Raw genomic sequence first — 26,004 nt, forward strand, 5'->3', positions numbered from 1 at the left:
CTGCTTATGGGGGCACGTCAGTCGCTTCGTGGACCCAGGATCTCCGCCAGGTCGTAGCCCACCGGCTCCTCCAGCTGGGCGTACGTGCAGCTCTCGGGTGTGCGGTCCGGGCGCCAGCGGCGGAAGCGGGCCGTGTGCCGGAAGCGGGCTCCGTTCTCCATGTGGTCGTACGCCACCTCCGCCACCCGCTCCGGCCTGAGCGGGACCCACGACAGGTCCTTCTTGCCGGACCAGCGGCTCGGTGCCCCGGGCAGTCGGGCCGTCTCGTGGGCGGCCTCGTCCGACCAGGCCGCCCACGGGTGCTCGGACGCGTCGTCCAGGCGCAGCGGCTCCAGCTCCTCGACCAGCTCGGCGCGCCGCTTCATGGAGAAGGCGGCGGCCACGCCCACGTGCTGCAGGACGCCCCGGTCGTCGTACAGGCCGAGGAGCAGCGAGCCGACCACCGGGCCGCTCTTGTGGAAGCGGTAGCCGGCGACCACGACGTCCGCCGTGCGCTCGTGTTTGATCTTGAACATGGCGCGCTCGTCCTGCCGGTAGCGCAGGCCGGGCGGCTTGGCGATGACGCCGTCAAGACCCGCCCCCTCGTACTGCTCGAACCACTGCCGGGCCACCTCGATGTCGGTGGTCGCCGGCGCCAGGTGCACGGGTGCCGTCACGCCGGACAGCGCCCTGGTGAGCAGGGCGCGCCGGTCCGTCAGCGGGACGTCCAGGAGCGACTCGTCGTCCAGCGCGAGGAGGTCGAAGGCGACGAAGGAGGCGGGGGTCTTCTCGGCCAGCATGCGCACCCGGGAGTCCGCCGGGTGGATGCGCTCGGTCAGCGCGTCGAAGTCGAGCCGGCCCTCGCGGGCGATCACGATCTCGCCGTCCAGAACGCAGCGCTCGGGCAGCCGCTCCTTCAGCGCCGCCACCAGTTCCGGGAAGTACCTGGTCAACGGCTTGCCGGTACGGCTCCCGAGCTCGATCTCGTCCCCGTCGCGGAACACGATCGCCCGGAAACCGTCCCACTTCGCCTCGTAGTGCATGTCCGGCGGGATCTTCGCCACCGACTTGGCGAGCATCGGTTTCACGGGCGGCATCACCGGGAGGTCCATGTTCCGATTCTGTGCGTGTTCGGTCCATGTCGCCCGGGGTGCGTGCCCTGGGCGGTACGCCTAGCGTGGCCGCATGGGTGACGCGGTGGAACTGGAAGCGGGCGGCCGGACCGTACGGCTGTCCAGTCCCGGCAAGGTCTTCTTCCCGGAGCCCGGATTCACCAAGCTGGACCTCGCCCGGTACTACATCGCGGTCGGGCCCGGCATCCTGCGCGCCCTGCGCAACCGGCCCACCACCCTGGAACGCTATCCGGACGGGGTGACCGGAGAGTCCTTCTTCCAGAAGCGGGCGCCCAAGAACATGCCCGACTGGATCCCCACCGCCCACATCACCTTCCCCAGCGGGCGCAGCGCGGACGAGATGTGCCCGACCGAGGAGGCGGCCGTGCTGTGGGCCGCGCAGTTCGGGACGCTCACCTTCCACCCGTGGCCGGTGCGGCGCGACGACGTCGACCATCCCGACGAACTCCGCATCGACCTCGACCCGCAGCCCGGCACCGACTACGACGACGCCGTACGCGCGGCCTTCGAACTGCGCGCCGTGCTCCAGGAGTTCGGCGGGCTGCGCGGCTGGCCCAAGACCTCCGGCGGCCGCGGCCTGCACGTGTTCGTGCCCATCGAGCCCCGCTGGACCTTCACGCAGGTGCGGCGTGCCGCGATCGCCGCGGGCCGGGAGCTGGAACGGCGGATGCCGGACCGGGTCACGACCAAGTGGTGGAAGGAGGAGCGCGGCGAGCGGATCTTCGTCGACTACAACCAGACCGCGCGTGACCGCACCATCGCGTCCGCCTATTCGGTACGACCGCGGCCGTACGCCACCGTCTCCGCGCCCCTGCGCTGGGAGGAGGTCGGCGAGGCACGCCCCCGCGACTTCGATCTCGCGACGATGCCCGCGCGCTTCGCCGAACTCGGCGATGTGCACGCGGACATGGACGACCACGCCTACTCCCTCGACGCGCTCCTGGAGCTCGCGCGCAAGGACGAGCACGACCACGGGCTCGGCGACCTGCCGTACCCGCCCGAGTATCCGAAGATGCCGGGGGAACCCAAGCGGGTACAGCCGAGCCGTGCGAAGAAGAAGGCGCAGGAGGAGGCGCGGGAAGAGGCGCCCCCGCCGTGACCTACAGCTCCTTGATCCTGATGTCGCGGTACGAGATCACATCCGTCGTGCTGTGCACCTGGAGCCCGATGTAGCCGGAGGCGAACCGCCGGCCGTCCGTGCCCGGGTCGTCGGCGCGGGGCGGGTAGAACTCCTGGCCGCCCGTGTTGTCGAACTCGTTGATCAGGACGCCGTTGCGGTACACCGAGTAGTGCTGGTCGACCACGCGGATCTCGTAGTCGTTCCAGGTGCCCTTCGGGGTGACGCCGGCGCCCTCGAGCCCGACCCGGTCGAACCCGTAGATCGAGCCCGTCTTGTACATGTCGCCGTCGGGCCGGTCGAGCACCTGCACCTCGTGCCCGTACTTGATGGCGACCCACTCCGGCCGCGGCTCCTCCGGGTGGTCGTGGACCCAGGGGAAGCGCACGAACACACCCGAGTTGGCGTTTCCCGTGCCCGGGGCGTCGTCACGCCACTGGAGCTTGAGCGAGAAGTCGCCGTACTTGCGCTGCGGGTACCACAGCATGCCCAGTCCGCCGGTGGTGGTGCCGCTCGTGACCGTCCCGTCGGGGTTCAGCCCGAACGAACCGCCGCCCACGTGTTCCCACTGGGCGAAGGAATCGGAGCTGCCGTCGAAGATCTTGCGGTAGCCGGTGGTCTGGCCGGGCTTGCCGATCCCGGACTGGCGGGCCGCCTTCTGGATCGCCGCGTCCTCGCGCTTGTCGATGACCCCTTCCGCAAGCAGCTTGTCCAGGACCGTCTTGACGTGCTTCAGGAACAGCGCCTGGGACGTCCACTCCTTCTCGTCCTCGATCAACTCGTTGATACGGCACCGGTTGTTCGTGACCCGGTTGGGCACGCCCGAGTCGACCGTACCGACGATGACCGTCAACCGCTCGTCGAACTCCGGGCAGTCGGGCGGGGGTACCCCGCCTCCGGGCACGACCGTGAAGCTCACGGTCCGTGGTTCGGCCGTGTTGCCCGCCTTGTCGGTCGCCCGGTACGCCACAGTGTGCGCGCCGACGCGGTCGACGACGACCGGCCCGCCGTAGGCGAGATAGGGACCGCCGTCCAGCGAGTACTCGACGGCCGCGACACCCGAACCGCCTTCGTCCGTCGCGCTCACGGTCACCTTGGCGCTCCCGACGTACGCCCCGTCGGAGTTCCGCGTGCCGTCGACGCTCACGCCCGTCACCGGGGGAGTGGTGTCCTGTGCGGGCGGTGCGACGACCGTGAACTCGACGCTCTTGTCGGTGGCGGTGTTGCCCGCCTTGTCGGTGGCCCGGTAGTGCACGGTGTGCGCGCCGAGTTGGTGCACCATCACCGGTGCGGTGTAAGGCTGCCAGGCGCCGGAGTCGACCGCGTACTCGATGGTGTTGACCCCGGAACCGGTGTCGGAGGCCGAGACCGTGACCGTGGCCATGTCGAGATAGGCCCCGTCGGCGTTGCGTTCGCCGCTGACCGTCGCCGAGGTGTCCGGCGGTGTCGTGTCGTCCGACGGCGGCGCGACGACCGTGAACGCCACGCTCTTCTCCGCGGCGGTGTTGCCGGCCTTGTCGGTGGCCCGATAGCGGACCTTGTGGTCGCCGACCTGGTCGATCACCACGGGTGCGGTGTACGGCTGCCAGGCGCCCGTGTCACCGACCGCGTACTCGATCCGGTCCACGCCCGAGCCGCCCTCGTCGCTCGCCGTGACCGTCACGCTCGCCGAACCGACGTACTGGCCCTGAGCGTTGCGTGTGCCGTCCACGTTCGCTGACGTCGCGGGCGCCGTGGTGTCCGTGCCGCCGCCCTCGGTCACCACCAGGATGCCCTGCATCTGGCCGTGGCCGGGGATCGTGCAGTGGTAGAAGTAGCGGCCCGGGGTCAGGGTGACCTCGGCCGTGTGGCGACCGCCCTGGTCGTCGTACGGGCCCGCGAGGATGTTGAGCTGGACGTCGCTGTTGTACTCGGGGTCGGACGTCTCGAAGGTCAACGTGTGCGGCATGCCCATGGTGTTGCCGGTCGCCGCGCTGTTCTCGAAGACGATCGTCGCCGCACCGGCCACCGCCGTCGTGGGCGCCGAGGCGTACTTGGTGATGTCGTCGCCGGCCGTCCAGGTCAGCACCTGGGCGGCGGCGGCCCGGGCGGGAGCCTCGGGGCGCGCATCGGCGGGCGTGACGTGCAGCCCGAGCATCATCAGCAGGGCGGCCAACAGGACCGTCCAGACTCTTCGTTGACGTCGCCGCATCCACGGTCGGTATGTCACTGTTCCCCCCTCGCCAGCTGGTCGGCGGCCGGCGTCGGACCGCCTCCGGTGTAGGTGACCCGCCACAGCGCCGACTTGGAGTCCGAGGTGAAGAAGCCCCGGCCGTAGTCGAGGACGTACAGCGCGCCGTCCGGGCCGAACTTCCAGTCCATGAGGTTCTTGATGCCGTCGTTGCCGACCGGCACGATCTTCTTCAGCGACTCCGAGTGCACCGGCAGCCCGCCGTCTCCTTGCGTCCTCGGGTCCATGAGCACGGCGTTGCGCGGCTGGCTGCCGTCGTAGAAGTCGCCGACGAACCACTTGTCGTCCCAGTACGAGGGCCACTTCACGTCGCTGGTGCTCGCCGTGTCGTAGCGGTAGACGGGCCCGTTCATCGCCGCCTGACCGCCGCCCTTCAGCCACGGCAGCCGGTAGGTGGCCTCCTCCTTCTTGTACGAGGGGATGCCGTTCGCGTCACGCGGGTAGTCCGGGGCGCCGCCCTGCGGCGAGTACCAGATGTTGTTGCCGGTGACCGGCGGGAGGTCGACGAGGCCGTCGTTATTCGGCGACTCGTTCTTCGGGTGGTCGCAGTCGTACCAGCCGAGCGGCTGCGACGGGTCGGGCAGGTTGCGGTCCCGGTAGGGCTGCTTGTTGCCCATGCAGTACGGCCAACCTCGGTTGCTCGCCTTGGTGATGACGGCGAACGTGTCGTACTTGGCCGGCCCCCAGACCGTCGACGGCTCGCCCGCGTCCGGGCCGACCCAGCCCGCGTACAGGATGTCGGTGGTCTTGTCGACGAAGATGCGCGCCGGGTTGCGCACGCCCATGACGTAGATCTCGCCGCGCGTCTTGCCGCCGCCCTCGGCGGTCTCCCTGCCGGTGAAGAGATTGCCCTCCGGGAGCGTGTACGTCCCGTCCGGCTCCGGATGGATGCGCAGGATCTTGCCGTTGAGGTTGTGGGTGTTGCCGGCGGTGCGGCGCGCGTCGGCGAAGGACACGCCCTTGTAGTTGGGCTGCGGGTTGTTGCCCGAGTAACCGCCGCTGAAGCCGCTGGAGTTGTTGTCACCCGTGGCGATGTACAGGTTGCCCTTCGAGTCCCAGGTCATCCCGCCGCCCGCGTGGCAGCAACTGTGCACCTGTACGGGCCACTTGAGAAGCACCTTCTCGCTGCCGAGGTCCAGCTTGTTCGTGGCGAGGTCGAGGGTGAAGCGGGAGACGCGGCGCTCGGCCGTCTGTGTGTCCCGGTCGAGCTGGGAGTGGGGCGTGTAGTGCAGGTACACCCAGCCGTTCTGCTCGAAGCGCGGGTCGATCTCGATGCCGAGCAGTCCCTCCTCGACCTTGGTCAGCTCGTCGCCGCCGCCCTTGTTGCCGAACACCGACAACTCGCCCGCCAGCGTGACCTTCTTGGTCTTCGGGTCGTAGACGTGGATCTGCCCGTTGCCCTTGCCGACGTCGGGGTTGTTCCAGTCGGTGATCACGGGATGGGAGGAGTCGGCGCCGCCGCGGCCGATGTAGAGCACCCGGCCGTCGGGCGCGGTGACCAGGCCGTGCGGTTCGCCGATCTGGTCGTTCTGGCCGGGCTGGTTGGGCGGGGTGAGGCGTTCGGCCTTGTAGTTGGCGGTGATGGTCGCCTTGCAGTCGGCCCGCACCAGCCTGGTCGTCCACAGCAGGGCGCCGCGCAGGTGGTCGCGGAAGTCCGTCTCGTCGTACGACGACACCGTGCCCCCCATGCCGGTGTAGAAGGACCGGCCGCCGTCGTAGTCCCGGCACCAACTCACCGGGTGATCCCAGCCATTGGCGCCAGCGCCCGGCTGGTACGTCGACTCGCGCACCCGTGCCACGGTGTGCACGTCCCCGGACGGGTTCTTCACCCAGTTGAGCCACTGATCGGGGCGCTTCCACTGGAGCGGCAGGTCCTTGGTGGCCGGATGCTGTCGGTCGCCGACCTCAACCGTGGCCCGCTGCACGGTGGTTGGGCTGCCCGTGGCCGGGCGGGCGCCGACGAGACCGGTGAACCAGTCCGAGTACGGCTCGGCGCGGGCCGCGTCATGGATGCCGACGAAGCCGCCGCCCGCCTCCATGTAGGACTCCAGTCCCGCTTCCTGCTCCGGGTCGAGGACATCTCCGCCGCCGGTCAGGAAGACCACCGAGTTGTAGCGGCCGAGCTTCGTGGCGTCGGTGAAGATCGATGCGTCGTCGGTCGCCTCGGCCTTGAAGCGCCGGTTCGCCGGGCCGGACAGGCCGATCTTCTCGATCGCCTCGATCCCGGCGTTCACCACCGGCGACTCCTCCCCGGCCGCGGCGGAACCGTAGAAGATCAGCACCCGCACGTTCGCGCCGCCCGGCGGCGACTTGATCGACATCGTTGTCAGGGGCGGCTCCGGCGCCGGGCGCGCGTGCGCGGCGGGGCCCGAGAGCAGTCCCCCCGCGACGACTCCGGCGGTCACGGTGGCCACCCAGACGCGTCTCTTCGTGCTTCTTGCGCTCAACCCTCGTAAGTGCATGGGCACCTCCTCGGTCACGGCAACAGCGCCACGAAAGGTAGGCCCCTTTGCGCGACTCGCCAATACCTATGACCGCGATCGCACGAACTTTGTCCTGACTGTGGATAAACGGGTGTGCGCCCGGTATCGTCTGACAGGTTCATCACAGATGTGCTCCGTGAAGTCCGTTGAGAGGATGGGGAGTTCGGCATGGACAGACGCGGGTTCAACCGACGGGTACTACTCGGTGGCGTCGCCGTCGCGACATCGTTGTCGTTGGCCCCCGAGTCCGCCCGCGCCGAAGGACGGACGAGCACGGCACCGGCAGGCGGCGAGGTCAGACACCTCAAGCTGTACGCCGAGAGGCTCGCCGACGGGCAGATGGGCTACGGCTTCGAGAAGGGCAAGGCGAGCGTGCCCGGTCCGCTGATCGAGCTCACCGAGGGCGACACGCTGCACATCGAGTTCGAGAACACCATGGACGTCGCCGCGAGCCTGCACGTGCACGGCCTCGACTACGAAGTATCCAGCGACGGAACCAAGTTGAACCACAGCGACGTCGAGCCAGGTGGCACCCGCACCTACACCTGGCGCACCCACGCCCCCGGCCGGCGGGGCGACGGCACCTGGCGGGCGGGCAGCGCGGGCTACTGGCACTACCACGACCACGTGGTCGGCACCGAGCACGGCACCGGCGGCATCCGCAAGGGCCTCTACGGCCCGGTGATCGTCCGCCGCAAGGGCGACGTCCTGCCCGACCGCACGTACACCGTCGTCTTCAACGACATGACCATCAACAACCGCCCGCCGCACACCGGTCCGGACTTCGAGGCCACGGTCGGCGACCGCGTCGAGTTCGTGATGATCACGCACGGCGAGTACTACCACACGTTCCACCTGCACGGTCACCGCTGGGCCGACAACCGCACCGGCCTGCTCATCGGCCCCGACGACCCCAGTCAGGTGATCGACAACAGGATCGTGGGCCCGGGAGACTCCTTCGGTTTCCAGGTGGTGGCGGGGGAGGGCGTCGGCGCGGGTGCCTGGATGTACCACTGCCACGTCCAGAGCCACTCCGACATGGGGATGGTGGGCCTGTTCCTGGTGAAGAAGCCGGACGGGACGATCCCTGGGTACGAGCCTCACGGATCCCACGAGTCCGCTGCGCCCCAAGAGCCCGACGCGTCCCACGCGTTCCACGCGCACTAGGCCGGCCCCGATCCGCCTAGATCGGATGATGACGGCCCCACGCCAGGCTCACCACGGGTGCCGCAATCCCGACCACGACCATGGCCGCCGCGGTGACCCAGTACCGTGGTCCCTGCCCCAGGAGCAGTACGGACACCGCGCCCAGTGCGGTTCCCAGGCTCAGACTCAGCGCCACCCACCACTCCTTGCGGCGGATCAGCCCGGGAACGGAGTACAGGGTCACGATGGCCCCCACCCACATCGCGGCCTCGTAGAGCCCCCCGCCCTCCGGAAGGGTCCAGCCGCCGTGCCGCCCGTGACCGTGGTAGACGAAACCCAGATGCACCGCCCCGGCCACGCCCCAGCACAACGCGCTCGCCGCCGCTGCCCCGATCAGTGCTCTCCACCCCTTGGTCATACGGCGGATGCTAGATCCGCAGGGTCTGGTCGGAACAGGCCCGCACGCCCCCGGGCTATCCTGACGCGCAACTGCGGTGAGGAGTCCCGAAGTGACCGAGGCAGTGTCGCGTCCCACGTTGGAGGCCGTGGCCGCACGGGCGGGGGTGTCGCGGGCCACCGTGTCCCGGGTGGTGAACGGCGGGGGCGGGGTCAGGGAACCCCTCGCCGAGCGCGTTCGGCGGGCCGTGGACGAGCTCGGTTACGTGCCCAACCAGGCGGCGCGCAGCCTGGTGACGAGGCGGCACGACGCCGTCGCCGTCGTCGTCGCCGAACCGGAGACACGTGTCTTCGCCGACCCCTTCTTCGGGCTGCAACTGCGCGGAATAAGCAAGGAGTTGACGGCCCACGACAACCAGCTCGTCCTGCTGCTGACCGAAGGCCGCGACGACCACGTGCGCGTGGCCCGCTATCTCGCCGGTGGCCATGTCGACGGTGCGCTCGTCTTCTCCCTGCACCTGGACGATCCACTGCCCGGACTGATCCAAGGCGCCGGTGTGCCCACGGTGTTCGGCGGGCGGCCCGGATGGAGCGACGGCACGCACGGCCCTGTCTTCGTCGACAGTGACAACCGGGGCGGCGCCCGTGACGCCGTACGGCATCTGCTCGGACTCGACCGGACCCGGATCGCGCACATCACCGGCCCTCTCGACCAGACGTCCGCGGTGGACCGGCGCGACGGGTACCGGGACGTCACGCAGGACGCCGATCCGCAGCTCGTCGCGGAGGGCGACTTCACCTCGGCCGGCGGTGAGCGCGCCATGCGGGAACTCCTCGACCGCCGCCCGGACCTGGACGCCGTGTTCGCCGCCAACGACCTCAGCGCCTCCGGTGCCCTGCGCGTGCTGCGCGCGAGCGGACGGAGGGTGCCCGAGGACGTCGCCGTGGTCGGCTTCGACGACATGTTGCCCGTCGCCGAACAGACCGACCCTCCCCTGACGACGATCCGTCAGGACATCGAGGAGATGGGCCGGTTGATGGCCCGGCTGCTGCTGAGCGGCCCGGACCGGAGTGATCAGGACGAGAACGCGGCGGGTGCGCCGTCGGGCGTCGTCCTGCCGACGACACTCGTACGGCGCGCCTCCGCCTAGGGCCTTTCTTCCGGATCAGGCTGGCTCCAATTGACCACGCCTCCTGGCCGACCCGAGCGGGGTCTGGTGCGTGCAGCTGCAAGGCGGGGGAGGGAGTCGACGGTGGGGGTCCCCCCGCGCGAGCAAAGCCGAGCGTGGGGGAGCGTCGACGACCGACGACAACGAGGCAGATGTGCGTGCCAGGGCCCGCGACCCCGGCAAGATCCGGAAGAGAGGCCCTAGCCCGCGATCTCTCTCGTAGCCCCCGCCTCACTCCTGCGGCGGGTCGCTCCTGATCACGGCGAAGCGGGCACCGTAGGGATCGGTGAGCTTGGCCATGCGGCCCACGCCCTCCAGGGTGGTGGCGGGCATGCGGACCGTGCCGCCCAGCTCTCGCGCCTTGGCCACCACGGCGTCCGGGTCCTCGACGTCGAAGTACGGCAGCCAGTACGCGCCGGTGCCGGCCTCCGCCTCCGTCGGATCGTCTCCCAGCCGGACCATCCCGCCGAACATGGCCTCCTCGCCGCCTTCGGCGGGGTTGACGCAGGTGTACGTGCCGCCGGGGAAGGGCACCGCGGAGGTCTCCAGGCCCAGCGTGCGGTGATAGAACGCGGCCGCCGCCGCGATGTCCGGCGTGTAGAGCTCGACCCAGCTCAGCGAACCGCGGTGCCCGGCCACCGCCACGCCCTTGGTGCGCCCGGGCTGCCAGAGCCCGAACCGTGCGCCCGCAGGGTCGGCGAGGACGGCCATGTGGCCCTCCCCCATGACGTCCGTGGGCGGGATCAGCACCCGGCCGCGCGCCTGCTCGGCGGACTTGGCGGTGGCCTGCGCGTCCGCGCTCTGGAAGTACACGGTCCAGGACGGCGGACCCTGCTCCGCGCCGATCTGCATGCCCCCGGCGACGGTTCTGCCGTCCAGCTGGAAGAAGCCGTAGCCTCCGGCGTCGGGCCCCGCCGAGCGGAACTGCCAGCCGAAGAGACCGCCGTAGAAGGCGAGGGCGCCGTCGATGTCGGGCGTGCCGACATCGATCCAGTCCGGAGCGCCGTCGACGAAACGGGTGGTGAGCATCATCGCCCTCCTCGGAAGGGGCCCGTCCTCTGCTCTGCCGAGTCTCGCACCGCCCACTGACACTCGCTGCCCCGAAGCCGCCGGACGCGGGTGTTGACCCGGCGTTGATCAGACGTTTTTCGCCGGTCGGCACGATCATGGCCATGCACACCCTGGCCACGAACGTCGAAACGATCACGCGCGCCGAAACGATCACGCGTACCGAACCGGTCACGTGCACCGAAGCGCTCGCGCGTACCGAAACGCTCGCGCACACCGGCACCATCACGGCGCCCGACCTCGCCTGGCAGGCGGAGGCGTTGTGTGCGCAGACGGGGGCGGACTTCTTCTTTCCCGAGCCCGGCAGCTCCGTACGGGAGGCGAAGCGGATCTGCGGCCTGTGCCCGATCCGCCCGGCCTGTCTGGAGTACGCGCTCGATCACGACGAGCGCTTCGGCGTGTGGGGCGGTCTGTCGGAGAAGGAGCGGCTGGCGCTCAGGCGTACGGCACGCTGAGGCGCCGTACTCCTCGCGTCGTACCGCTTACTTTCCGTCGCGGGCCGCCATGCGCGCCTTGCGCGCGGCCAGCTTCTCGTCGAACTTCAGAGCCTCGGCGTCCAGGCCGCCCATGAACAGGCCCAGCTCCTCCTGCGCCTGCCGGCCCTCCGGGCCGAGCCCGTCGATCTCCAGGACCTTCAGGAAGCGCAGCACGGGCTGGATGACGTCGTCGTGGTGGATGCGGAGGTTGTAGACCTCGCCGATCGCCATCTGGGCGGCGGCGCGCTCGAAGCCGGGGATGCCGTGGCCGGGCATGCGGAAGTTCACCACGACGTCGCGGACGGCCTGCATCGTCAGGTCGGGGGCGAGCTCGAAGGCCGCCTTCAGCAGGTTCCGGTAGAAGACCATGTGCAGGTTCTCGTCGGTCGCGATGCGGGCCAGCATGCGGTCGCAGACCGGATCGCCGGACTGGTGGCCGGCGTTGCGGTGCGAGATGCGGGTGGCGAGCTCCTGGAAGGCGACGTACGCGACCGAGTGCAGCATCGAGTGCCGGTTGTCGGACTCGAAGCCCTCGCTCATGTGCGCCATGCGGAACTGCTCGAGCTTGTCCGGGTCCACCGCGCGCGAGGTGAGCAGGTAGTCGCGCATCACGATGCCGTGGCGGCCCTCCTCGGCCGTCCAGCGGTGCACCCAGGTGCCCCAGGCGCCGTCCCGGCCGAAGAGCGAGGCTATCTCGTGGTGGTAGCTGGGCAGGTTGTCCTCGGTCAGCAGGTTCACCACGAGCGCGGTGCGGCCGATCTCGGTGACCTTGGACTGCTCCTTGCCCCAGGCCTCGCCGTCCTCGAAGAGGCCGGGGAAGTTACGGCCGTCGCTCCACGGGACGTACTCGTGCGGCATCCAGTCCTTGGCGACCTTCAGGTGCCGGTTCAGTTCCTTCTCGACCACTTCCTCCAGCGCGTACAGCAGCCGTGCGTCGGTCCATGCGGTCGAGCTGCCGAGGTCAGGGGAAGTGATCGTCACGGGGGACTCCAAAAGGACGGCGAACACAGGGGGACGACATGAAAAAAGGGGAGAACCGGCGAGCGGTGCCGGAAAACCTACGTGATCGTAGGCTACGAGGCCGTAGGTTACGAACCCGTAGGTTCCGTAGGCTACGAAGCCCCAGGCTAAGCACGGCGTAAAGATCACGGACGTGCTGGTTTTCCCGTGCCGAACCCGGACATGCCGGACAGCCCCGGGACTCGCAGGTCCCGGGGCTGTCGGTGAGCCGCGTCACCGGCTCAGGCGTACAGGCCCCGCATCCGCACCGAGAGGCACGTCACACATCCCTCGACCTTCTCGAACTCGCTGATGTCCACGGTGATCACCTCGTATCCCAGGTCGGTGAGCACGTCCTTCGTCTTCGGCGCGCTCGCCGACATCAGCAGCTTGTTGCCGCCGAGCAGCACCACGGAGGAGCCGGCCTCCTCGGTCACCGACAGGAAGCGCGGGAACAGGGACGGCCGGTCGATGCTCGGGATGTGTGCCAGCGCCGTCCCGTCGGGCAGCGCGGTGACCGCCGACTTGAGGTGCAGCACCTTGCTGACCGGCGCGGCGACCACGCGCGCGCCCAGCGGTTCGAAGGCGGCCCGCAGTTGCTGCACGCCGGCCGCGTTGGTGCGCCCGCTGCGGCCGACGTAGATCGTGTCGCCCACCTTCAGGACGTCACCGCCGTCCAGCGTGCCCGGCTCCCAGACCCAGTTCACCGAGCAGCCGACGGCGGCCACGGCCTCCTCGACCCCGATCGTCTCGGTGCGTCGGGACTTGGCTCCGGGGCGGGTGATCAGTGCCACGTTCTTGTACATGACGACGGTGTCCTCGACGAACACCGAGTCAGGGCAGTCGTCGGCCGGGTCCACCTGGATGATCTCCCAGTCGTGCTTGCGCAGCGCCTCGACGTACGCCTCCCACTGCTTGACCGCGCGCCCCACGTCGACCTTGCCCCGCTCGATGTGCGTGACCAGGCCTTCGGCGAGGCGCGGGCTGGGGCGGCGGACGAGGGCCTTCTTGCTGGGCACGGCGGATCTCCGTATCGGCGGGGTGGTGTGCGGCGCTCCATCATGCGACGCCGATCCGTCATCATGCAGGGCGGGTTCGCTTCGGCAAAACCCTAGGCGCCCGGCCTGTTGCCGCACGGAGGCGCTTCGCCCCTTTGGTGCAGGGGCAGTTGTGTCAGGCGGTGCCGTCGAGGGCCTCCCGAGTGGTCTCCTTCACCTTCCCGTTCTCCAGCAGCAACCAGCGTGTGATACCGAGGGAGTCGAGGAACGGCAGGTCGTGGCAGGCCACGATCAGCGCTCCCTCGTACGACTCCAGAGCCGTCGTCAGCTGCCGTACGCTCGCCATGTCGAGATTGTTCGTCGGCTCGTCGAGCATCAGTAGCTGGGGTGCCGGCTCGGCCAGCATCAGTGCGGCCAGGGTCGCGCGGAAGCGTTCGCCGCCGGACAGGGTCGCGGCCTTCCGGTCGGCGCGTGCGCCCCGGAACAGGAAGCGGGCCAGGCGGGCCCGGACCCGGTTGACGGTGGCTTTCGGCGCGAACCGGGCCACGTTCTCGGCCACGGTCGACTCGCCGTCGAGGACGTCCAGTCGTTGCGGCAGGAACCGCAGCGGGACGTGCGCCGTCGCCTCGCCGGCCGCGGGCGTCAGCTCCCCGGCGATGGTGCGCAGCAGCGTGGTCTTGCCCGCGCCGTTGCGCCCGATCAGCGCGAGGCGCTCGGGGCCGCGCACGTCGAGGACGCCGTCGATCCGTGCGCCGTACGGCAGTTCCAGGTCTCGCAGGGTGAGGACGTCGCGGCCCGGCGGTACGGCCGTGTACGACAGGTCGACGCGGATCTCGTCGTCGTCCCGCACGGCCTCCGCCGCCTCGTCGAGCCGTTCCCGGGCGTCGGCGAGCCGTTCCTCGTGCAGGATGCGGTGCTTGCCCGCGGACTCCTGCGCCGCGCGTCTGCGCGCCCCCATGACGATCTTCGGCTCGCGTTTCTCCTCCGACATCCGCCGGCCGTAGCGCTGGCGGCGGGCCAGCTTGACCTGGGCGTCGGCCAGTTCGCGCTGCTGTTTGCGCACGTCCGCCTCGGCGGCGCGCACCATGCGCTGGGCGGCCTCCTGTTCGGTGGCGAGCGCCTCCTCGTAGGCGGTGAAGGTGCCGCCGTACCAGGTGACCTCGCCGGAGCGCAGATCGGCGATCTGGTCGACCAGTTCGAGGAGTTCACGGTCGTGGCTCACCACGACGAGGATGCCCGGCCAGGACGCGACGGCCGCGTAGAGCCGCCGGCGCGCATACAGGTCGAGGCTGTTGGTGGGCTCGTCGAGCAGCAGGACGTCCGGGCTGCGCAGCAGCAGCGTGGCCAGGCGCAGCAGCACCGACTCGCCGCCCGACAGCTCGCCGACCGTGCGGTCCAGGCCGATGTGGCCGAGGCCGAGTTCGCCGAGCGTGGCGAGAGCGCGCTCCTCGACGTCCCAGTCGTCGCCGACCGCCTCGAAGTGCTCCTCGGACGCGTCGCCCGCCTCGATGGCGTGCAGCGCGGCCCGCCGGGCGGCGATGCCGAGCGCCTCGTCGACCCGGAGCGAGGTGTCGAGGGTGACGTGCTGCGGGAGGTAGCCGACCTCGCCCGCCACCCGGACCGTGCCGCCGGACGGGGTGAGTTCACCGGCGATCAGCTTCAACAGGGTGGACTTTCCGGCTCCGTTGGCGCCGACGAGGCCCGTTCTGCCGGGGCTGAAGGCGATGTCGAGGCCGGTGAGGACGGGGGTGCCGTCGGGCCAGGCGAAGGACAGGGACGTACAGGTGAGGGAGGGGGACATGCGTGACATAAGGGCCTCGCGGTGGCGTGGGTGCGGTCAGGACGAACACGTGTCGAGACACCGCGAGCGGGCAACCGGGAAGCCAGGGCCAGGGGAGATGCCCTGTGCCGGGGGACGGCTCGGACGCCGAGGTCGCACGCCACGCACACACCTCAGGTGTGTGACGCGGTGTCCTTCGGACCTCAGACGAGCAACGTCCTTCTCCTGTCGACGGCAGCAGAACCGCTGTGAACCGTACGGAGGGGGCGCGAGGGCTGTCAACGCATTAAATCGACGCACCGACGACGAGCGCGGCCGGTGCCGGGGTGCCGGTCAGCCGGCGTCCCGCAGCAGCTCGGCCAGGCCCTGGTCGAGGTCGTGCTGAAGGTGTTCCAGGCCGGTGGGGACCAGGTCGTTGGTCGCCTGCAGGAACTGGCGGATCTCGCCCGAGCGGACGTGGACGACGGCCGTGCCCTCGGGGGCGCGGAACTCCAGGACGGTGCGGTCGTAGGCGTACGGCCGCACCCGGACGTCGCCGTAGCCCTCAGGCGCGTCCAGCCCGGCCGTGAGCAACTCGCGGGAGAAGGTCCAGCAGACCTCCACGCCCTCCAGGGTGGCGGGGCCGGGGAAGGACATCCGGACGGCGAACGGGTCGCGCCGGTCGTAGCGCAGCGTGGCGGGAATGGTCGGCATGCGCGGCGCGGCGGCGACGAGGCGGGCCTCCACGGGCTGCTCGATGACGGTGGACAACGCCTGCTCCCTTGTGACGGCTGGACAGCTGATCGATTCGACGAACTTCCGGGCGGATGAGTGCTGGTACGGGAAGAGACGACGGAATGAACCATTCCGTGGGCAGGGAGGCCCATGAATTCCGGGTGACCTCCGTCACCCAGCCCATGCACGGGAGGGGCCGGTGGTTCTGTGGTGCCGTGGGGGGCGGTCGGCATCCTGGGTGGCGGGCGAGCGGGGAGCGCGTGGCGCGGCTGAAGGGCTGAGGCAACCCGCCGGAACGCGGGTACCCGGTCACCGCACGCGAAAGGATGTGAGCGGTCATGCCACGTGGTTCCAGCCCTAAGCGGGAACGCCAGTACGAGCACATCAAGGAGAGCGCGCTCGACCGGGGCGAGAGCACGGAGCGCGCCGAGGAGATCGCCGCCCGGACGGTGAACAAGGAACGCGCCCGGGCCGGCGAGTCGAAGACCGCGAGCCGCACGTCGACGCAGGACATGTCCTCGGGCAAGCGGGGCGGCCAGCGCTCGCACAGGGGCGCGCAGGGGCCCACCTACGACCAGCTCTACGAGGAGGCCAAGCAGCGCGGCATCCACGGCCGTTCGGACATGAACAAGGAGCAGTTGCAACGCGCACTGGATCGCAGGAAGAGCTGACCCCGCCTTCCGGACCCCCGGGCCCGCGCCCCAGGTCCGAGGCCCTACGCTCGTGCCCACCATGACGACCGTCCCGACCGTACACGTTCCCGCGGGCTGGCCCGCGACGGAGGAACAGGCCCGCGCTGTCCAGGAGGAGCTGCGCGGGCGCGTGGTGCAGGACGAGCCCGGGCCGCCGCCCGGATCGGGGCATGTCACGGGCGTGGACGTCGCCTACGACGACGCGCGGGACCTGGTCGCCGCCGCGGCCGTCGTGCTGGACGCGGCGACCCTGGAGGTCGTCGCCGAGACCACGGCCGTCGGCCACGTCTCGTTCCCGTACGTGCCGGGGCTGCTCGCCTTCCGGGAGATCCCGACCGTGCTGGCCGCCCTCGGCGCGCTGCCGTGCCCGCCCGGCCTGGTCGTGTGCGACGGCTACGGGCTCGCCCACCCCCGCCGCTTCGGCCTCGCCAGTCACCTCGGCGTGCTCACCGGGCTCCCCACGATCGGCGTCGCCAAGAACCCGTTCACCTTCACGTACGACGAACCGGCCCGCGCGCGCGGGAGCGCCTCCCCGCTCCTCGCGGACGGCGAGGAAGTCGGCCGCGCCCTGCGCACCCGGGATGCCGTCAAGCCGGTCTTCGTCTCCGTCGGCCACCGGGTGAGCCTGGACAACGCCTGCGCGCACACGCTGGCCCTCACCCCGGCCCACCGGCTGCCGGAGACGACGCGCAGGGCGGACGCGCTGTGCCGCCAGGCGCTGCGCGACGCCCTCTGAAGGCCGGAAGCCCCCGGCCTGAAGGCCGGCAGTCTCCCGGCCCTGAGGCCAGATGTCCGCGATGGCCCCTAGAAGGCGGCCGCCACCCGGAAGGTGATCCCCGCCGCGCGCAGGCGCTCCGTCAGGGCGTCGCCCATCGCCGCCGCCGTCGTGACCTGGCCGGCCGTCGGCGGCAGGTCGTCGAAGGCCAGGGAGAGCGCCGCCTCGGCGAACATCTTCGCCGTCTCGCCGTAGCCGGGGTCGCCGCCGCTGACCTCCGTGAACACGCGCCGGCCGCCGCCCTCGCCGACGAAGCGGAGCCGGAACCAGCTCTTGGCGCGCTTCTCCGCGCTCGGCCCGTCCCCGGGCCTCAGCCGGTCGGACAACCAGCGGCGCACGGGCGGAAGTTGGGCGGCCACGGCAGCCGCGCCCACGGTGGCGACCCCGCCCAGGGCGACGGGCAGCCGCCGCACCGCCGCGTAGTGCCGGTAGCGGAAGTCGGGGCCGTACCGCTCCAGGGCCTTCGCCGACCGCTGCACGATCTGCGCGTCGATGGTCGGCAGCGGCAGCGCCCACGCTCCCACCTCCCTGGCGAACCGGGGCGCCCCGGTCGGCGCGCTGGCCCGGCGGCCCACCAGCCGCGGCTCGTGGCGGGCGCGGTCCCGCGCCGCCGCCAGCATCTGCCGCCCGCGCGCGATCTGGTTGAGGGCCGAGGCGAGGGTGCCGCCGGAGATGGCCGCGTCGGCGGTCACGTATCCGTCCACGGTCAGCGGCACGCCCTCGGGCAGTTGCCGGACGGTGAAGTACGCCCCGAGGTCGTGCGGGACCGAGTCGAATCCGCAGGCGTGCACCAGCCGGGCGCCGGTCTCCCGCGCGCGTGCGTCGTGGCGGACGTACATGAGGTCCACGAACTCGGGCTCGCCGGTGAGGTCGAGGTAGTCGGTCCCGGTGTCCGCGCAGGCGGCGACGAGTTCCTCGCCGTAACGGACGTACGGGCCCACGGTCGAGGCGACCACGCGCGCGTGCTCGGCGATCCGGCGCACGGCCGCCGGGTCGGACACGTCCGCCTGGAGCACACCCGGCTCCGCCCCGCCCGGCAGCCGCTCCCGCAACGCGTGCAGCTTCGCCTCGTCGCGGCCGGCGATGGCCCAGCGCAGATCCGCGGGCGCGTGCGCGGCGAGGTACTCCGCGGTGAGCGCACCCACGAATCCGGTGGCTCCGAAGAGCACGACGTCGTAGGGACGTTCCGTTCGGTTCAGCCTGCTCATGACACCCCTCACTCGTGCAGCCCCGTGCCGCTGTCGGTGGCCGAGGCTAGCGTGGAGAGTCCGGAGCGCGCGTCGGCCCCCTCCCCGACCGGCCGGTCGGGCGAACTCGGGGAAACTTGGCTGAGCGCTTGCTCGTCAGGTCTTGTGCCCGGTGGAACACGTTCTTAGCATCGTTGGTGTTACATCAGTTGTGTCACATGACTGGGGGCGGCATGGCAGCGGCAGGGACGACGGCGCCGGAGGGCGGACCGCTCAGCGGTGTGCGCGTGGTCGAGCTGGCCGGTATCGGGCCCGGCCCGTTCGCCGCCATGCTCCTCGCCGACCTGGGCGCGGACGTCGTCCGCGTGGACCGTCCGGGCGGAGGCGGCCTCGCGATCGACCCGGCGTACGACATCACCAACCGCAACAAGCGCTCGGTGGTCGTCGACCTGAAGGCCCCCGACGGGGCGGCCCGCGTCCTCGACCTGGCCGAACGGGCCGACATCCTGATCGAGGGCTACCGCCCCGGCGTCGCCGAGCGCCTCGGCGTCGGCCCCGGGGACTGCCACGCCCGCAACCCGCGGCTGGTGTACGGCCGGATGACCGGCTGGGGCCAGGAAGGCCCCCTCGCGCAGCGGGCCGGCCACGACATCGGGTACATCGCCGTCACCGGCACCCTCGGCCTGATCGGCAAGCCGGGCGAACCCCCGGCCATCCCCGCCAACCTGGTCGGCGACTACGCGGGCGGCTCCCTCTACCTGGTCGTCGGCGTCCTCGCCGCCCTGCACCACGCACGCGCGACCGGCACCGGCCAGGTCGTCGACGCCGCCATCGTGGACGGCGCCAGCCACCTCGCCTCGATGATCCACGGCATGCTGGCCGCCGGCAGCTGGCAGGACCGCCGCGCCGCCAACCTCCTGGACGGCGGCTGCCCGTACTACGGCACCTACGAGACCGCCGACGGCGCGTACATGGCGGTCGGCGCCCTGGAGCCGCAGTTCTACGCGGAGTTCCTGCGCCTGCTCAGACTCGACGACCTCGCATCCGCCCACACGGACTGGGCCCGCTGGGGCGAGCTGCGCGAGCGGGTCGCCGCCCGCTTCAAGTCCCGTACCCGGGACGAGTGGACGGCCGTCTTTGAGGACTCCGACGCGTGTGTGGCCCCCGTGCTGTCGCTGCGCGAGGCCCCGCACCACCCGCACCTCGCGGCGCGCGGCACCTTCACCGACCACGGCGGCATCGTCCAGCCCGCCCCCGCCCCGCGCTTCTCCGCGACCCCCACCGGCGTCCGCACCGGCCCCGCCCGGCCCGGCGCCGGCACCGCGGACGTCGCCCGCGACTGGGACGTACCCGAGCTGCTCGCCCCTCACGACGAGGGGGGCGGCCGATGACCCTCACGCTCGCGTCCGACGGTCCGAAGGATTACGTCCGTGAGCGCGTCGCCGCCTTCCGCGGGGAGGTCGGGGCGACCATGCTGGACGTCATCCCTCCCCGCGCGTTCCGTGAACCCCAGCGCTCCGCAGACCCTCGAAAAAACCCTCGTTGAAAGGCTTGTCAGTGAGCACCGAAGCGTACGTGTACGACGCGATCCGCACCCCGCGCGGCCGCGGCAAGGCGAACGGCGCCCTGCACGGCACGAAGCCCATCGACCTGGTCGTCGGCCTCATCCACGAGCTCCGCGACCGCTTCCCGGACCTCGACCCGGCCGCGATCGACGACATCGTGCTCGGTGTCGTCGGACCCGTGGGCGACCAGGGCTCCGACATCGCCCGGATCGCGGCGGTCGCCGCCGGACTGCCGGACACGGTGGCCGGCGTCCAGGAGAACCGCTTCTGTGCGTCCGGCCTCGAGGCCGTCAACCTGGCCGCCGCCAAGGTCCGTTCGGGCTGGGAGGACCTCGTCCTCGCCGGCGGCGTCGAGTCGATGTCCCGGGTGCCGATGGCCTCGGACGGCGGCGCCTGGTTCAACGACCCGATGACCAACCTCGCCACCAACTTCGTGCCGCAGGGCATCGGCGCCGACCTCATCGCCACCCTCGGGGGCTTCACGCGCCGGGACGTCGACGAGTACGCGGCGCTCTCGCAGGAGCGCGCGGCCACGGCCTGGAAGGAGGGCCGCTTCGACCGCTCCGTCGTCAAGGTGAAGGACCGCAGCGGCCTCGTCGTCCTGGACCACGACGAGCACATGCGCCCCGGCACCACCGCCGACTCGCTCGGCAAGCTGAAGCCGTCGTTCGCCGACATCGGCGAGCTCGGCGGGTTCGACGCCGTGGCCCTGCAGAAGTACCACTGGGTGGAGAAGATCGACCACGTCCACCACGCGGGCAACTCCTCCGGCATCGTCGACGGCGCCTCGCTCGTCGCGATCGGCTCCAAGGAGGTCGGCGAGCGCTACGGACTCACCCCGCGCGCGCGGATCGTCTCCGCGGCCGTCTCCGGCTCCGAGCCCACCATCATGCTCACCGGGCCCGCCCCCGCCACCCGCAAGGCGCTGGCCAAGGCCGGGCTGACCATCGACGACATCGACCTCGTCGAGATCAACGAGGCGTTCGCGGCGGTCGTGCTGCGGTTCGTGAAGGACATGGGCCTGCCCCTGGACAAGGTCAACGTCAACGGCGGCGCCATCGCGCTCGGCCACCCGCTCGGCGCCACGGGCGCGATGATCCTCGGCACGCTCGTCGACGAACTCGAGCGCCAGGACAAGCGCTACGGCCTGGTCACGCTGTGCGTGGGCGGCGGCATGGGTGTCGCCACCGTCATCGAGCGCATCTGAACTCCCCGCGGAACCACGAGACTTCAGACTTCAACGGAGACGACTGTCATGACCGAGAGCACCACCATCCGCTGGGAGCAGGACGACACCGGTGTCGTCACCCTCGTCCTCGACGACCCCAATCAGTCCGCGAACACCATGAACCAGGCGTTCCGCGACTCCCTCGCCGCGATCACCGAACGGCTCGAAGCCGAGCAGGACTCCATCCGCGGCATCATCTTCACCTCCGCCAAGAAGACCTTCTTCGCGGGCGGCGACCTGCGCGACCTGATCCGGGTCACCCCCGAGACGGCCCAGGACCTGCTCGACGGCGGCATGGCCATCAAGCGCAACCTGCGCCGCATCGAGACCCTGGGCAAGCCCGTCGTCGCCGCGATCAACGGCGCGGCCCTGGGCGGCGGCTTCGAGCTCGCCCTCGCCTGTCACCACCGCGTCGCCCTCGACACCTCCGGCACGAAGATCGGCTGCCCCGAGGTCACCCTCGGCCTGCTCCCCGGGGGCGGCGGCGTCGTCCGCACCGTCCGTCTGCTGGGCATCGCCGACGCCCTGCTGAAGGTCCTCATCCAGGGCACGCAGTACAACGCGCGGCGCGCCCAGGAGAACGGCCTCGTCCACGAGGTCGCCGCCACGCCCGAGGAACTGCTCGCCAAGGCCCGCGCCTTCATCGACGCCAACCCCGAGTCGCAGCAGCCCTGGGACAAGCCGGGCTACAGGATCCCCGGCGGGACGCCCGCCAACCCGAAGTTCGCGGCCAACCTGCCCGCCTTCCCGGCCAACCTGCGCAAGCAGACGAACGGCGCCCCCTACCCGGCCCCGCGCAACATCCTCGCGGCCGCCGTCGAGGGTGCCCAGGTCGACTTCGAGACCGCCCAGATCATCGAGGCCCGCTACTTCGTGGAACTGGCCGCCGGCCAGACCTCGAAGAACATGATCCAGGCCTTCTTCTTCGACCTCCAGGCCGTCAACTCCGGCGCCAACCGCCCCAAGGGCATCGAGGCGCGCAAGGTCACCAAGGTCGCCGTGCTCGGCGCCGGCATGATGGGCGCCGGCATCGCCTACTCGTGCGCGCGTGCCGGTATCGACGTCATCCTCAAGGACGTCTCGCTGGAGGCGGCCGTCAAGGGCAAGGGCTACTCCGAGAAGCTGTGCGCCAAGGCCGTCTCCCGGGGCCGTACGACCCAGGAGAAGGCGGACGCGCTGCTCGCCCGCATCACGCCCACCGCGGACGCGCAGGACCTCGCGGGCTGCGACGCGGTCATCGAGGCCGTCTTCGAGGACCCGGCGCTCAAGCACAAGGTCTTCCAGGAGGTCGAGAGCGTCGTCGCCCCCGACGCGCTGCTGTGCTCCAACACCTCCACGCTTCCCATCACGGTCCTCGCCGAGGGCGTGGAGCGCCAGACCGACTTCATCGGGCTGCACTTCTTCTCGCCCGTCGACAAGATGCCGCTCGTCGAGATCATCAAGGGCGAGCGCACCGGCGACGAGGCCCTCGCGCGCGCCTTCGACCTGGTCCGGCAGATCAACAAGACGCCGATCGTCGTCAACGACTCGCGCGGCTTCTTCACCTCGCGGGTGATCGGGCACTTCATCAACGAGGGCGTAGCCATGGTCGGCGAGGGCATCGAGCCCGCCTCGATCGAGCAGGCGGCGGCCCAGGCCGGTTACCCGGCCAAGGTGCTCTCCCTCATGGACGAGCTGACGCTCACGCTCCCGCGCAAGATCCGCAACGAGTCGAAGCGCGCCGTCGAGGAGGCGGGCGGCACCTACACCCCGCACCCCTCCGAGGCCGTCATCGACCGCATGGTCGACGAGTTCGAGCGGCCCGGCCGCAGCGGCGGTGCCGGCTTCTACGAGTACGGCGAGGACGGCAAGCGCGCCGGACTGTGGCCGGGGCTGCGGGAGCACTTCACCAAGCCCGGGTACGAGATCCCGTTCCGGGACATGCAGGAGCGCATGCTCTTCTCGGAGGCCGTCGACACCGTCAAGCTGCTGGAGGAGGGCGTGCTGACCTCCGTTGCGGATGCCAACATCGGCTCGATCTTCGGCATCGGCTTCCCGGGCTGGACCGGCGGCATCCTGCAGTACATCAACGGCTACGAGGGCGGCCTGCCCGGATTCGTGGCACGCGCGCGCGAGCTCGCCGAGCGCTACGGCGAGCGGTTCGAGCCGCCCGCGCTGCTCGTCGAGAAGGCGGAGAAGGGCGAGATCTTCACCGACGCCCGCTGAGCGGCGTCACCGCCACCCGGTGAGTGCCAGGGGTCCCCGTCGCGGGGACCCCTGGCGCGTTCATCGGGGCGAACGGATCCGTTCTCTGCGGGGCGAACGGATCCGTTTCCACGGGTCGCGCGGGCCCGTTCACGGGGTCATGCGGGCCCGTCCGCCCTCGCGTCCTTGATCCACGCCCGCAGCTCCTCCCGCAGGGACCGCTGGAACGTCGTCAGCAGGGCCTGCACCACCAGGGGCTGCATATGGGCGGACAGCGACTTCACGTCCTGCGCGTCCCGCTCCGCCACCTCGCCGCGCAGGAGCTGCGACAGATCGTGGGCCGCCGCGCGCGCGTGCTGCAGGAGTGCGGCGCGGGCCGTCAGGATCGCCTCCTGGGACAGGGGTACGTCGAGAAGCTGGACGCCGAGCCGCAGCAGGCCGGAGTCGACGCGGTAGGAGCCGTTGTCGGGTGCGATCACGTCCATCGCCACCAGCCGTGCCACGTCCTCGTCGCCAAGGGCCCGCCCCGCCCGCCGCGTCAGCTCCTCCCGGGACATGGTCTCCATCGACTCCGGTGCCCACGAGGACACGACGGCCCGGTGCACGGCCAGGTCGTCCGCGGTCAGGTCCGGCGGCAGCTGCCGTAGATACCGCTCGATCGCGGCCAGGGTCATGCCCTGGTGCTGGAGTTCCTCGATCAGGGCGAGGCGCGCGAGGTGGTCACGGCCGTAGTGGCCCACCCGGCGCGGACCGATCGCCGGCGGCGGCAGCAGGCCTCGGGTGCTGTAGAAGCGGACGGTGCGCACCGTGACGCCCGCCCGGGCGGCCAGCTCGTCGATCGTGAGGATCGGCTCCTCGGTGTCGGTCGTCATGTGTAGCAGTATCGCTGTCTCACCAGTGCTGTGAAACCTCTTGTGCACGTGGGTGAAGCCTCGCGTGGAGGCGAGTGAAGCCTCCTGTGGGGGTGCTGTGAAACGCCGTGCGCGCACCCTCGGAACCCGTGTGAGAAGCGCCGCTCTGTGATGTGTGCCACCGCAAATTTGGTGATCTCTCTGAGAAACTGCGGGTTCGGTCTGTGCGGCGACACGAACGCGGCACGGGCCTGGTCAGGAAACGGACACCCGCGCGCACGACGCCCGGGCGGACGAACGGACACCCGCGCGCACGACGCTCGGGCGGACGAAAGTGTGGAACCACCCGTGAGCAAGGACGTCGTGGACGCGGCAAAGGTTGCAGTCCACCCCCAGGCGACCGGGACGCCCGCGGACGCGGGCGACGCCGGTTACAGCAAGGACCTCAAGTCCCGACACGTCAACATGATCGCCATCGGCGGTGCCATCGGCACCGGCCTCCTCCTGGGCGCCGGTGGCCGCCTGCACACCGCGGGCCCGGCGCTCGCCCTGGCCTACCTGGTCTGCGGCGTGTTCGCCTTCTTCGTCGTACGGGCCCTCGGTGAGCTCGTGCTCTACCGACCCTCGTCCGGGTCCTTCGTGTCGTACGCGCGCGAGTTCCTCGGTGAGAAGGGTGCGTACGTCGCCGGTTGGATGTACTTCCTGAACTGGTCGACGACCGGTATCGCCGACATCACCGCGATCGCGCTCTACACGCACTACTGGAGCATGTTCACGCCCATCCCACAGTGGGTGCTGGCGCTGATCGCGCTCGCCGTGGTCCTCGCCGTGAACCTGATCTCGGTGAAGATCTTCGGCGAGATGGAGTTCTGGTTCGCGATCGTCAAGGTGGCCACCATCGTCGGCTTCATGGCGATCGGCATCTTCCTGCTCGCCACCCAGCACAAGGTCGGCGCCCATGCCCCCGGTTTGAGCGTGATCTCCGACCACGGCGGGCTCTTCCCGCACGGCATGATGCCGGCCGTCCTGGTCATGCAGGGCGTGATCTTCGCGTACGCCGCGCTGGAGCTGGTCGGCGTCGCCGCCGGCGAGACCGCCGAGCCCCAGAAGGTCGTCCCGCGCGCGGTGAACTCGATCATGTGGCGCGTGGGCCTCTTCTACGTCGGCTCGGTCGTGCTGCTCGCCCTGCTGCTGCCCGGCTCGGTCTACTCGGCGGCCCAGAGCCCGTTCGTGACGGTGCTGTCCAGCATCGGCGTTCCGGCGGCCGGCGACGTGATGAACCTGGTGGTCCTGACGGCCGCCATGTCGTCGCTGAACTCCGGTCTGTACTCCACGGGCCGCATCCTGCGCTCGATGGCGATGGCCGGCTCGGCGCCGAAGTTCACCGCCCGCATGAACCGCAGCCAGGTCCCCTACGGCGGCATCCTGCTGACCTGCGGGGTGTGCGTGCTCGGCGTCGTCCTGAACTACCTGGTGCCCGAGCAGGCCTTCGAGATCGTGCTGGAGATCGCCTCCCTGGGCATCATCAGCACCTGGGTGATCATCATGCTCTGCCACATGGTCTTCGTCCGGCGTGCCAAGCAGGGCCTGGTCACCCGGCCGAACTTCCGCCTGAAGGGCAGCCCCGTCACGGAGATCGTCACGATCGCCTTCCTGCTGGTCTGCCTCGGCATGATGTGGAACGACCCCGAGGTCGGCCGCAAGACCCTCCTGCTCATCCCGGTCATCGCGGTGGCCCTGGTCGCCGGCTGGTTCGGCGTCCGCCGCCGGGTGGCCCGGAACGCCGACCAGGAGCTCGGCGAGCTCACGAAGTAGCAGCTCACAGCCACTGTCA

The 26,004-nt window shown here is 70.6% G+C and carries 21 protein-coding genes; 10 read left to right on the top strand and 11 right to left on the bottom strand.

Annotation, left to right across the window (positions count from 1 at the left end):
- Positions 1-17: 17 nt before the first annotated feature.
- Positions 18-1,091, bottom strand: a complete 1,074-nt coding sequence (locus ABZ910_RS22730) for an ATP-dependent DNA ligase (RefSeq protein WP_361367954.1) — start codon at positions 1,089-1,091, stop codon at positions 18-20.
- A 73-nt stretch (positions 1,092-1,164) separates the two neighbouring features.
- On the opposite strand from ABZ910_RS22730, the gene ligD reads away from it, so the two are divergent.
- Positions 1,165-2,211 (top strand): non-homologous end-joining DNA ligase, encoded by a 1,047-nt coding sequence (gene ligD, locus ABZ910_RS22735; protein ID WP_361367957.1) that lies wholly within the window; start codon positions 1,165-1,167, stop codon positions 2,209-2,211.
- A gap of 1 nt (position 2,212) precedes the next feature.
- Here the strand turns inward: ligD and ABZ910_RS22740 are convergent, their stop codons facing one another.
- Complete coding sequence (locus ABZ910_RS22740) at positions 2,213-4,420, bottom strand: family 16 glycoside hydrolase (protein WP_361367959.1); 2,208 nt, start codon at positions 4,418-4,420, stop codon at positions 2,213-2,215.
- 14 nt (positions 4,421-4,434) lie between these two features.
- Positions 4,435-6,921, bottom strand: a complete 2,487-nt coding sequence (locus ABZ910_RS22745; protein WP_361367962.1) for a ThuA domain-containing protein — start codon at positions 6,919-6,921, stop codon at positions 4,435-4,437.
- A gap of 189 nt (positions 6,922-7,110) precedes the next feature.
- On the opposite strand from ABZ910_RS22745, the gene ABZ910_RS22750 reads away from it, so the two are divergent.
- Positions 7,111-8,109: a multicopper oxidase domain-containing protein gene (locus tag ABZ910_RS22750; RefSeq protein WP_361367965.1), complete on the top strand. Its 999-nt coding sequence runs from the start codon at positions 7,111-7,113 to the stop codon at positions 8,107-8,109.
- 16 nt (positions 8,110-8,125) lie between these two features.
- On the opposite strand, the gene ABZ910_RS22755 is transcribed toward ABZ910_RS22750, so the two are convergent.
- Entirely contained in the window at positions 8,126-8,506 is a 381-nt protein-coding gene (locus ABZ910_RS22755; RefSeq protein ID WP_361367968.1) for a hypothetical protein, read from the bottom strand.
- A gap of 91 nt (positions 8,507-8,597) precedes the next feature.
- Between ABZ910_RS22755 and ABZ910_RS22760 the strand changes: the two genes are divergently transcribed.
- Positions 8,598-9,635 (top strand): LacI family DNA-binding transcriptional regulator, encoded by a 1,038-nt coding sequence (locus ABZ910_RS22760; RefSeq protein WP_361367971.1) that lies wholly within the window; start codon positions 8,598-8,600, stop codon positions 9,633-9,635.
- Positions 9,636-9,884: 249 nt separating this feature from the next.
- Here ABZ910_RS22760 and ABZ910_RS22765 read toward each other — a convergent pair whose 3' ends face one another.
- Positions 9,885-10,682: a VOC family protein gene (locus ABZ910_RS22765; protein ID WP_361368129.1), complete on the bottom strand. Its 798-nt coding sequence runs from the start codon at positions 10,680-10,682 to the stop codon at positions 9,885-9,887.
- Between the two features lie 263 nt (positions 10,683-10,945).
- Here ABZ910_RS22765 and ABZ910_RS22770 point away from each other — a divergent pair, with 263 nt between their 5' ends.
- The gene (locus ABZ910_RS22770) at positions 10,946-11,176 is read left to right on the top strand and encodes a WhiB family transcriptional regulator (protein WP_361368131.1); all 231 of its coding nucleotides are present in this window, start codon (positions 10,946-10,948) and stop codon (positions 11,174-11,176) included.
- Positions 11,177-11,203: 27 nt separating this feature from the next.
- On the opposite strand, the gene ABZ910_RS22775 is transcribed toward ABZ910_RS22770, so the two are convergent.
- The 4 genes from ABZ910_RS22775 to ABZ910_RS22790 all read right to left on the bottom strand — a co-directional run bounded on the left by ABZ910_RS22775 (position 11,204) and on the right by ABZ910_RS22790 (position 15,724).
- The gene (locus tag ABZ910_RS22775) at positions 11,204-12,178 is read right to left on the bottom strand and encodes an acyl-ACP desaturase (protein ID WP_361367974.1); all 975 of its coding nucleotides are present in this window, start codon (positions 12,176-12,178) and stop codon (positions 11,204-11,206) included.
- Positions 12,179-12,438: 260 nt separating this feature from the next.
- Positions 12,439-13,215 carry a dimethylargininase gene (gene ddaH, locus ABZ910_RS22780; protein ID WP_361367977.1) on the bottom strand — a complete coding sequence of 259 codons (777 nt, stop codon included), beginning with the start codon at positions 13,213-13,215 and terminating at the stop codon, positions 12,439-12,441.
- A gap of 154 nt (positions 13,216-13,369) precedes the next feature.
- Positions 13,370-14,995, bottom strand: coding sequence for an ABC-F family ATP-binding cassette domain-containing protein (locus ABZ910_RS22785; RefSeq protein WP_361367980.1), 1,626 nt, complete (start codon positions 14,993-14,995; stop codon positions 13,370-13,372).
- A 312-nt stretch (positions 14,996-15,307) separates the two neighbouring features.
- Positions 15,308-15,724, bottom strand: coding sequence for an SsgA family sporulation/cell division regulator (locus ABZ910_RS22790; RefSeq protein ID WP_361367983.1), 417 nt, complete (start codon positions 15,722-15,724; stop codon positions 15,308-15,310).
- Positions 15,725-16,026: 302 nt separating this feature from the next.
- Here ABZ910_RS22790 and ABZ910_RS22795 point away from each other — a divergent pair, with 302 nt between their 5' ends.
- Positions 16,027-16,359 carry a plasmid stabilization protein gene (locus tag ABZ910_RS22795; protein ID WP_361367987.1) on the top strand — a complete coding sequence of 111 codons (333 nt, stop codon included), beginning with the start codon at positions 16,027-16,029 and terminating at the stop codon, positions 16,357-16,359.
- 61 nt (positions 16,360-16,420) lie between these two features.
- Complete coding sequence (locus ABZ910_RS22800) at positions 16,421-17,116, top strand: endonuclease V (RefSeq protein WP_361367989.1); 696 nt, start codon at positions 16,421-16,423, stop codon at positions 17,114-17,116.
- 68 nt (positions 17,117-17,184) lie between these two features.
- Here the strand turns inward: ABZ910_RS22800 and ABZ910_RS22805 are convergent, their stop codons facing one another.
- The gene (locus ABZ910_RS22805; RefSeq protein ID WP_361367992.1) at positions 17,185-18,363 is read right to left on the bottom strand and encodes a saccharopine dehydrogenase NADP-binding domain-containing protein; all 1,179 of its coding nucleotides are present in this window, start codon (positions 18,361-18,363) and stop codon (positions 17,185-17,187) included.
- Between the two features lie 212 nt (positions 18,364-18,575).
- Between ABZ910_RS22805 and ABZ910_RS22810 the strand changes: the two genes are divergently transcribed.
- The 3 genes from ABZ910_RS22810 (at position 18,576) to ABZ910_RS22820 (ending at position 23,340) form a co-directional block, all read left to right on the top strand.
- Positions 18,576-19,733: a CaiB/BaiF CoA-transferase family protein gene (locus ABZ910_RS22810; RefSeq protein WP_361367995.1), complete on the top strand. Its 1,158-nt coding sequence runs from the start codon at positions 18,576-18,578 to the stop codon at positions 19,731-19,733.
- A gap of 166 nt (positions 19,734-19,899) precedes the next feature.
- On the top strand, positions 19,900-21,114 hold the full coding sequence (locus ABZ910_RS22815; protein ID WP_361367998.1) for an acetyl-CoA C-acetyltransferase: 1,215 nt from the start codon (positions 19,900-19,902) through the stop codon (positions 21,112-21,114).
- 48 nt (positions 21,115-21,162) lie between these two features.
- Positions 21,163-23,340, top strand: a complete 2,178-nt coding sequence (locus ABZ910_RS22820) for a 3-hydroxyacyl-CoA dehydrogenase NAD-binding domain-containing protein (RefSeq protein ID WP_361368001.1) — start codon at positions 21,163-21,165, stop codon at positions 23,338-23,340.
- A 137-nt stretch (positions 23,341-23,477) separates the two neighbouring features.
- Here ABZ910_RS22820 and ABZ910_RS22825 read toward each other — a convergent pair whose 3' ends face one another.
- Entirely contained in the window at positions 23,478-24,191 is a 714-nt protein-coding gene (locus tag ABZ910_RS22825; protein WP_361368003.1) for a MerR family transcriptional regulator, read from the bottom strand.
- A gap of 327 nt (positions 24,192-24,518) precedes the next feature.
- Here ABZ910_RS22825 and ABZ910_RS22830 point away from each other — a divergent pair, with 327 nt between their 5' ends.
- Positions 24,519-25,985 (top strand): amino acid permease, encoded by a 1,467-nt coding sequence (locus ABZ910_RS22830; RefSeq protein ID WP_361368006.1) that lies wholly within the window; start codon positions 24,519-24,521, stop codon positions 25,983-25,985.
- Positions 25,986-26,004: the final 19 nt, after the last annotated feature.

Origin of the sequence: Streptomyces sp. NPDC046805, assembly GCF_040645355.1 — a bacterium.
In the GTDB taxonomy this organism is placed as follows: Bacteria; Actinomycetota; Actinomycetes; order Streptomycetales; family Streptomycetaceae; genus Streptomyces.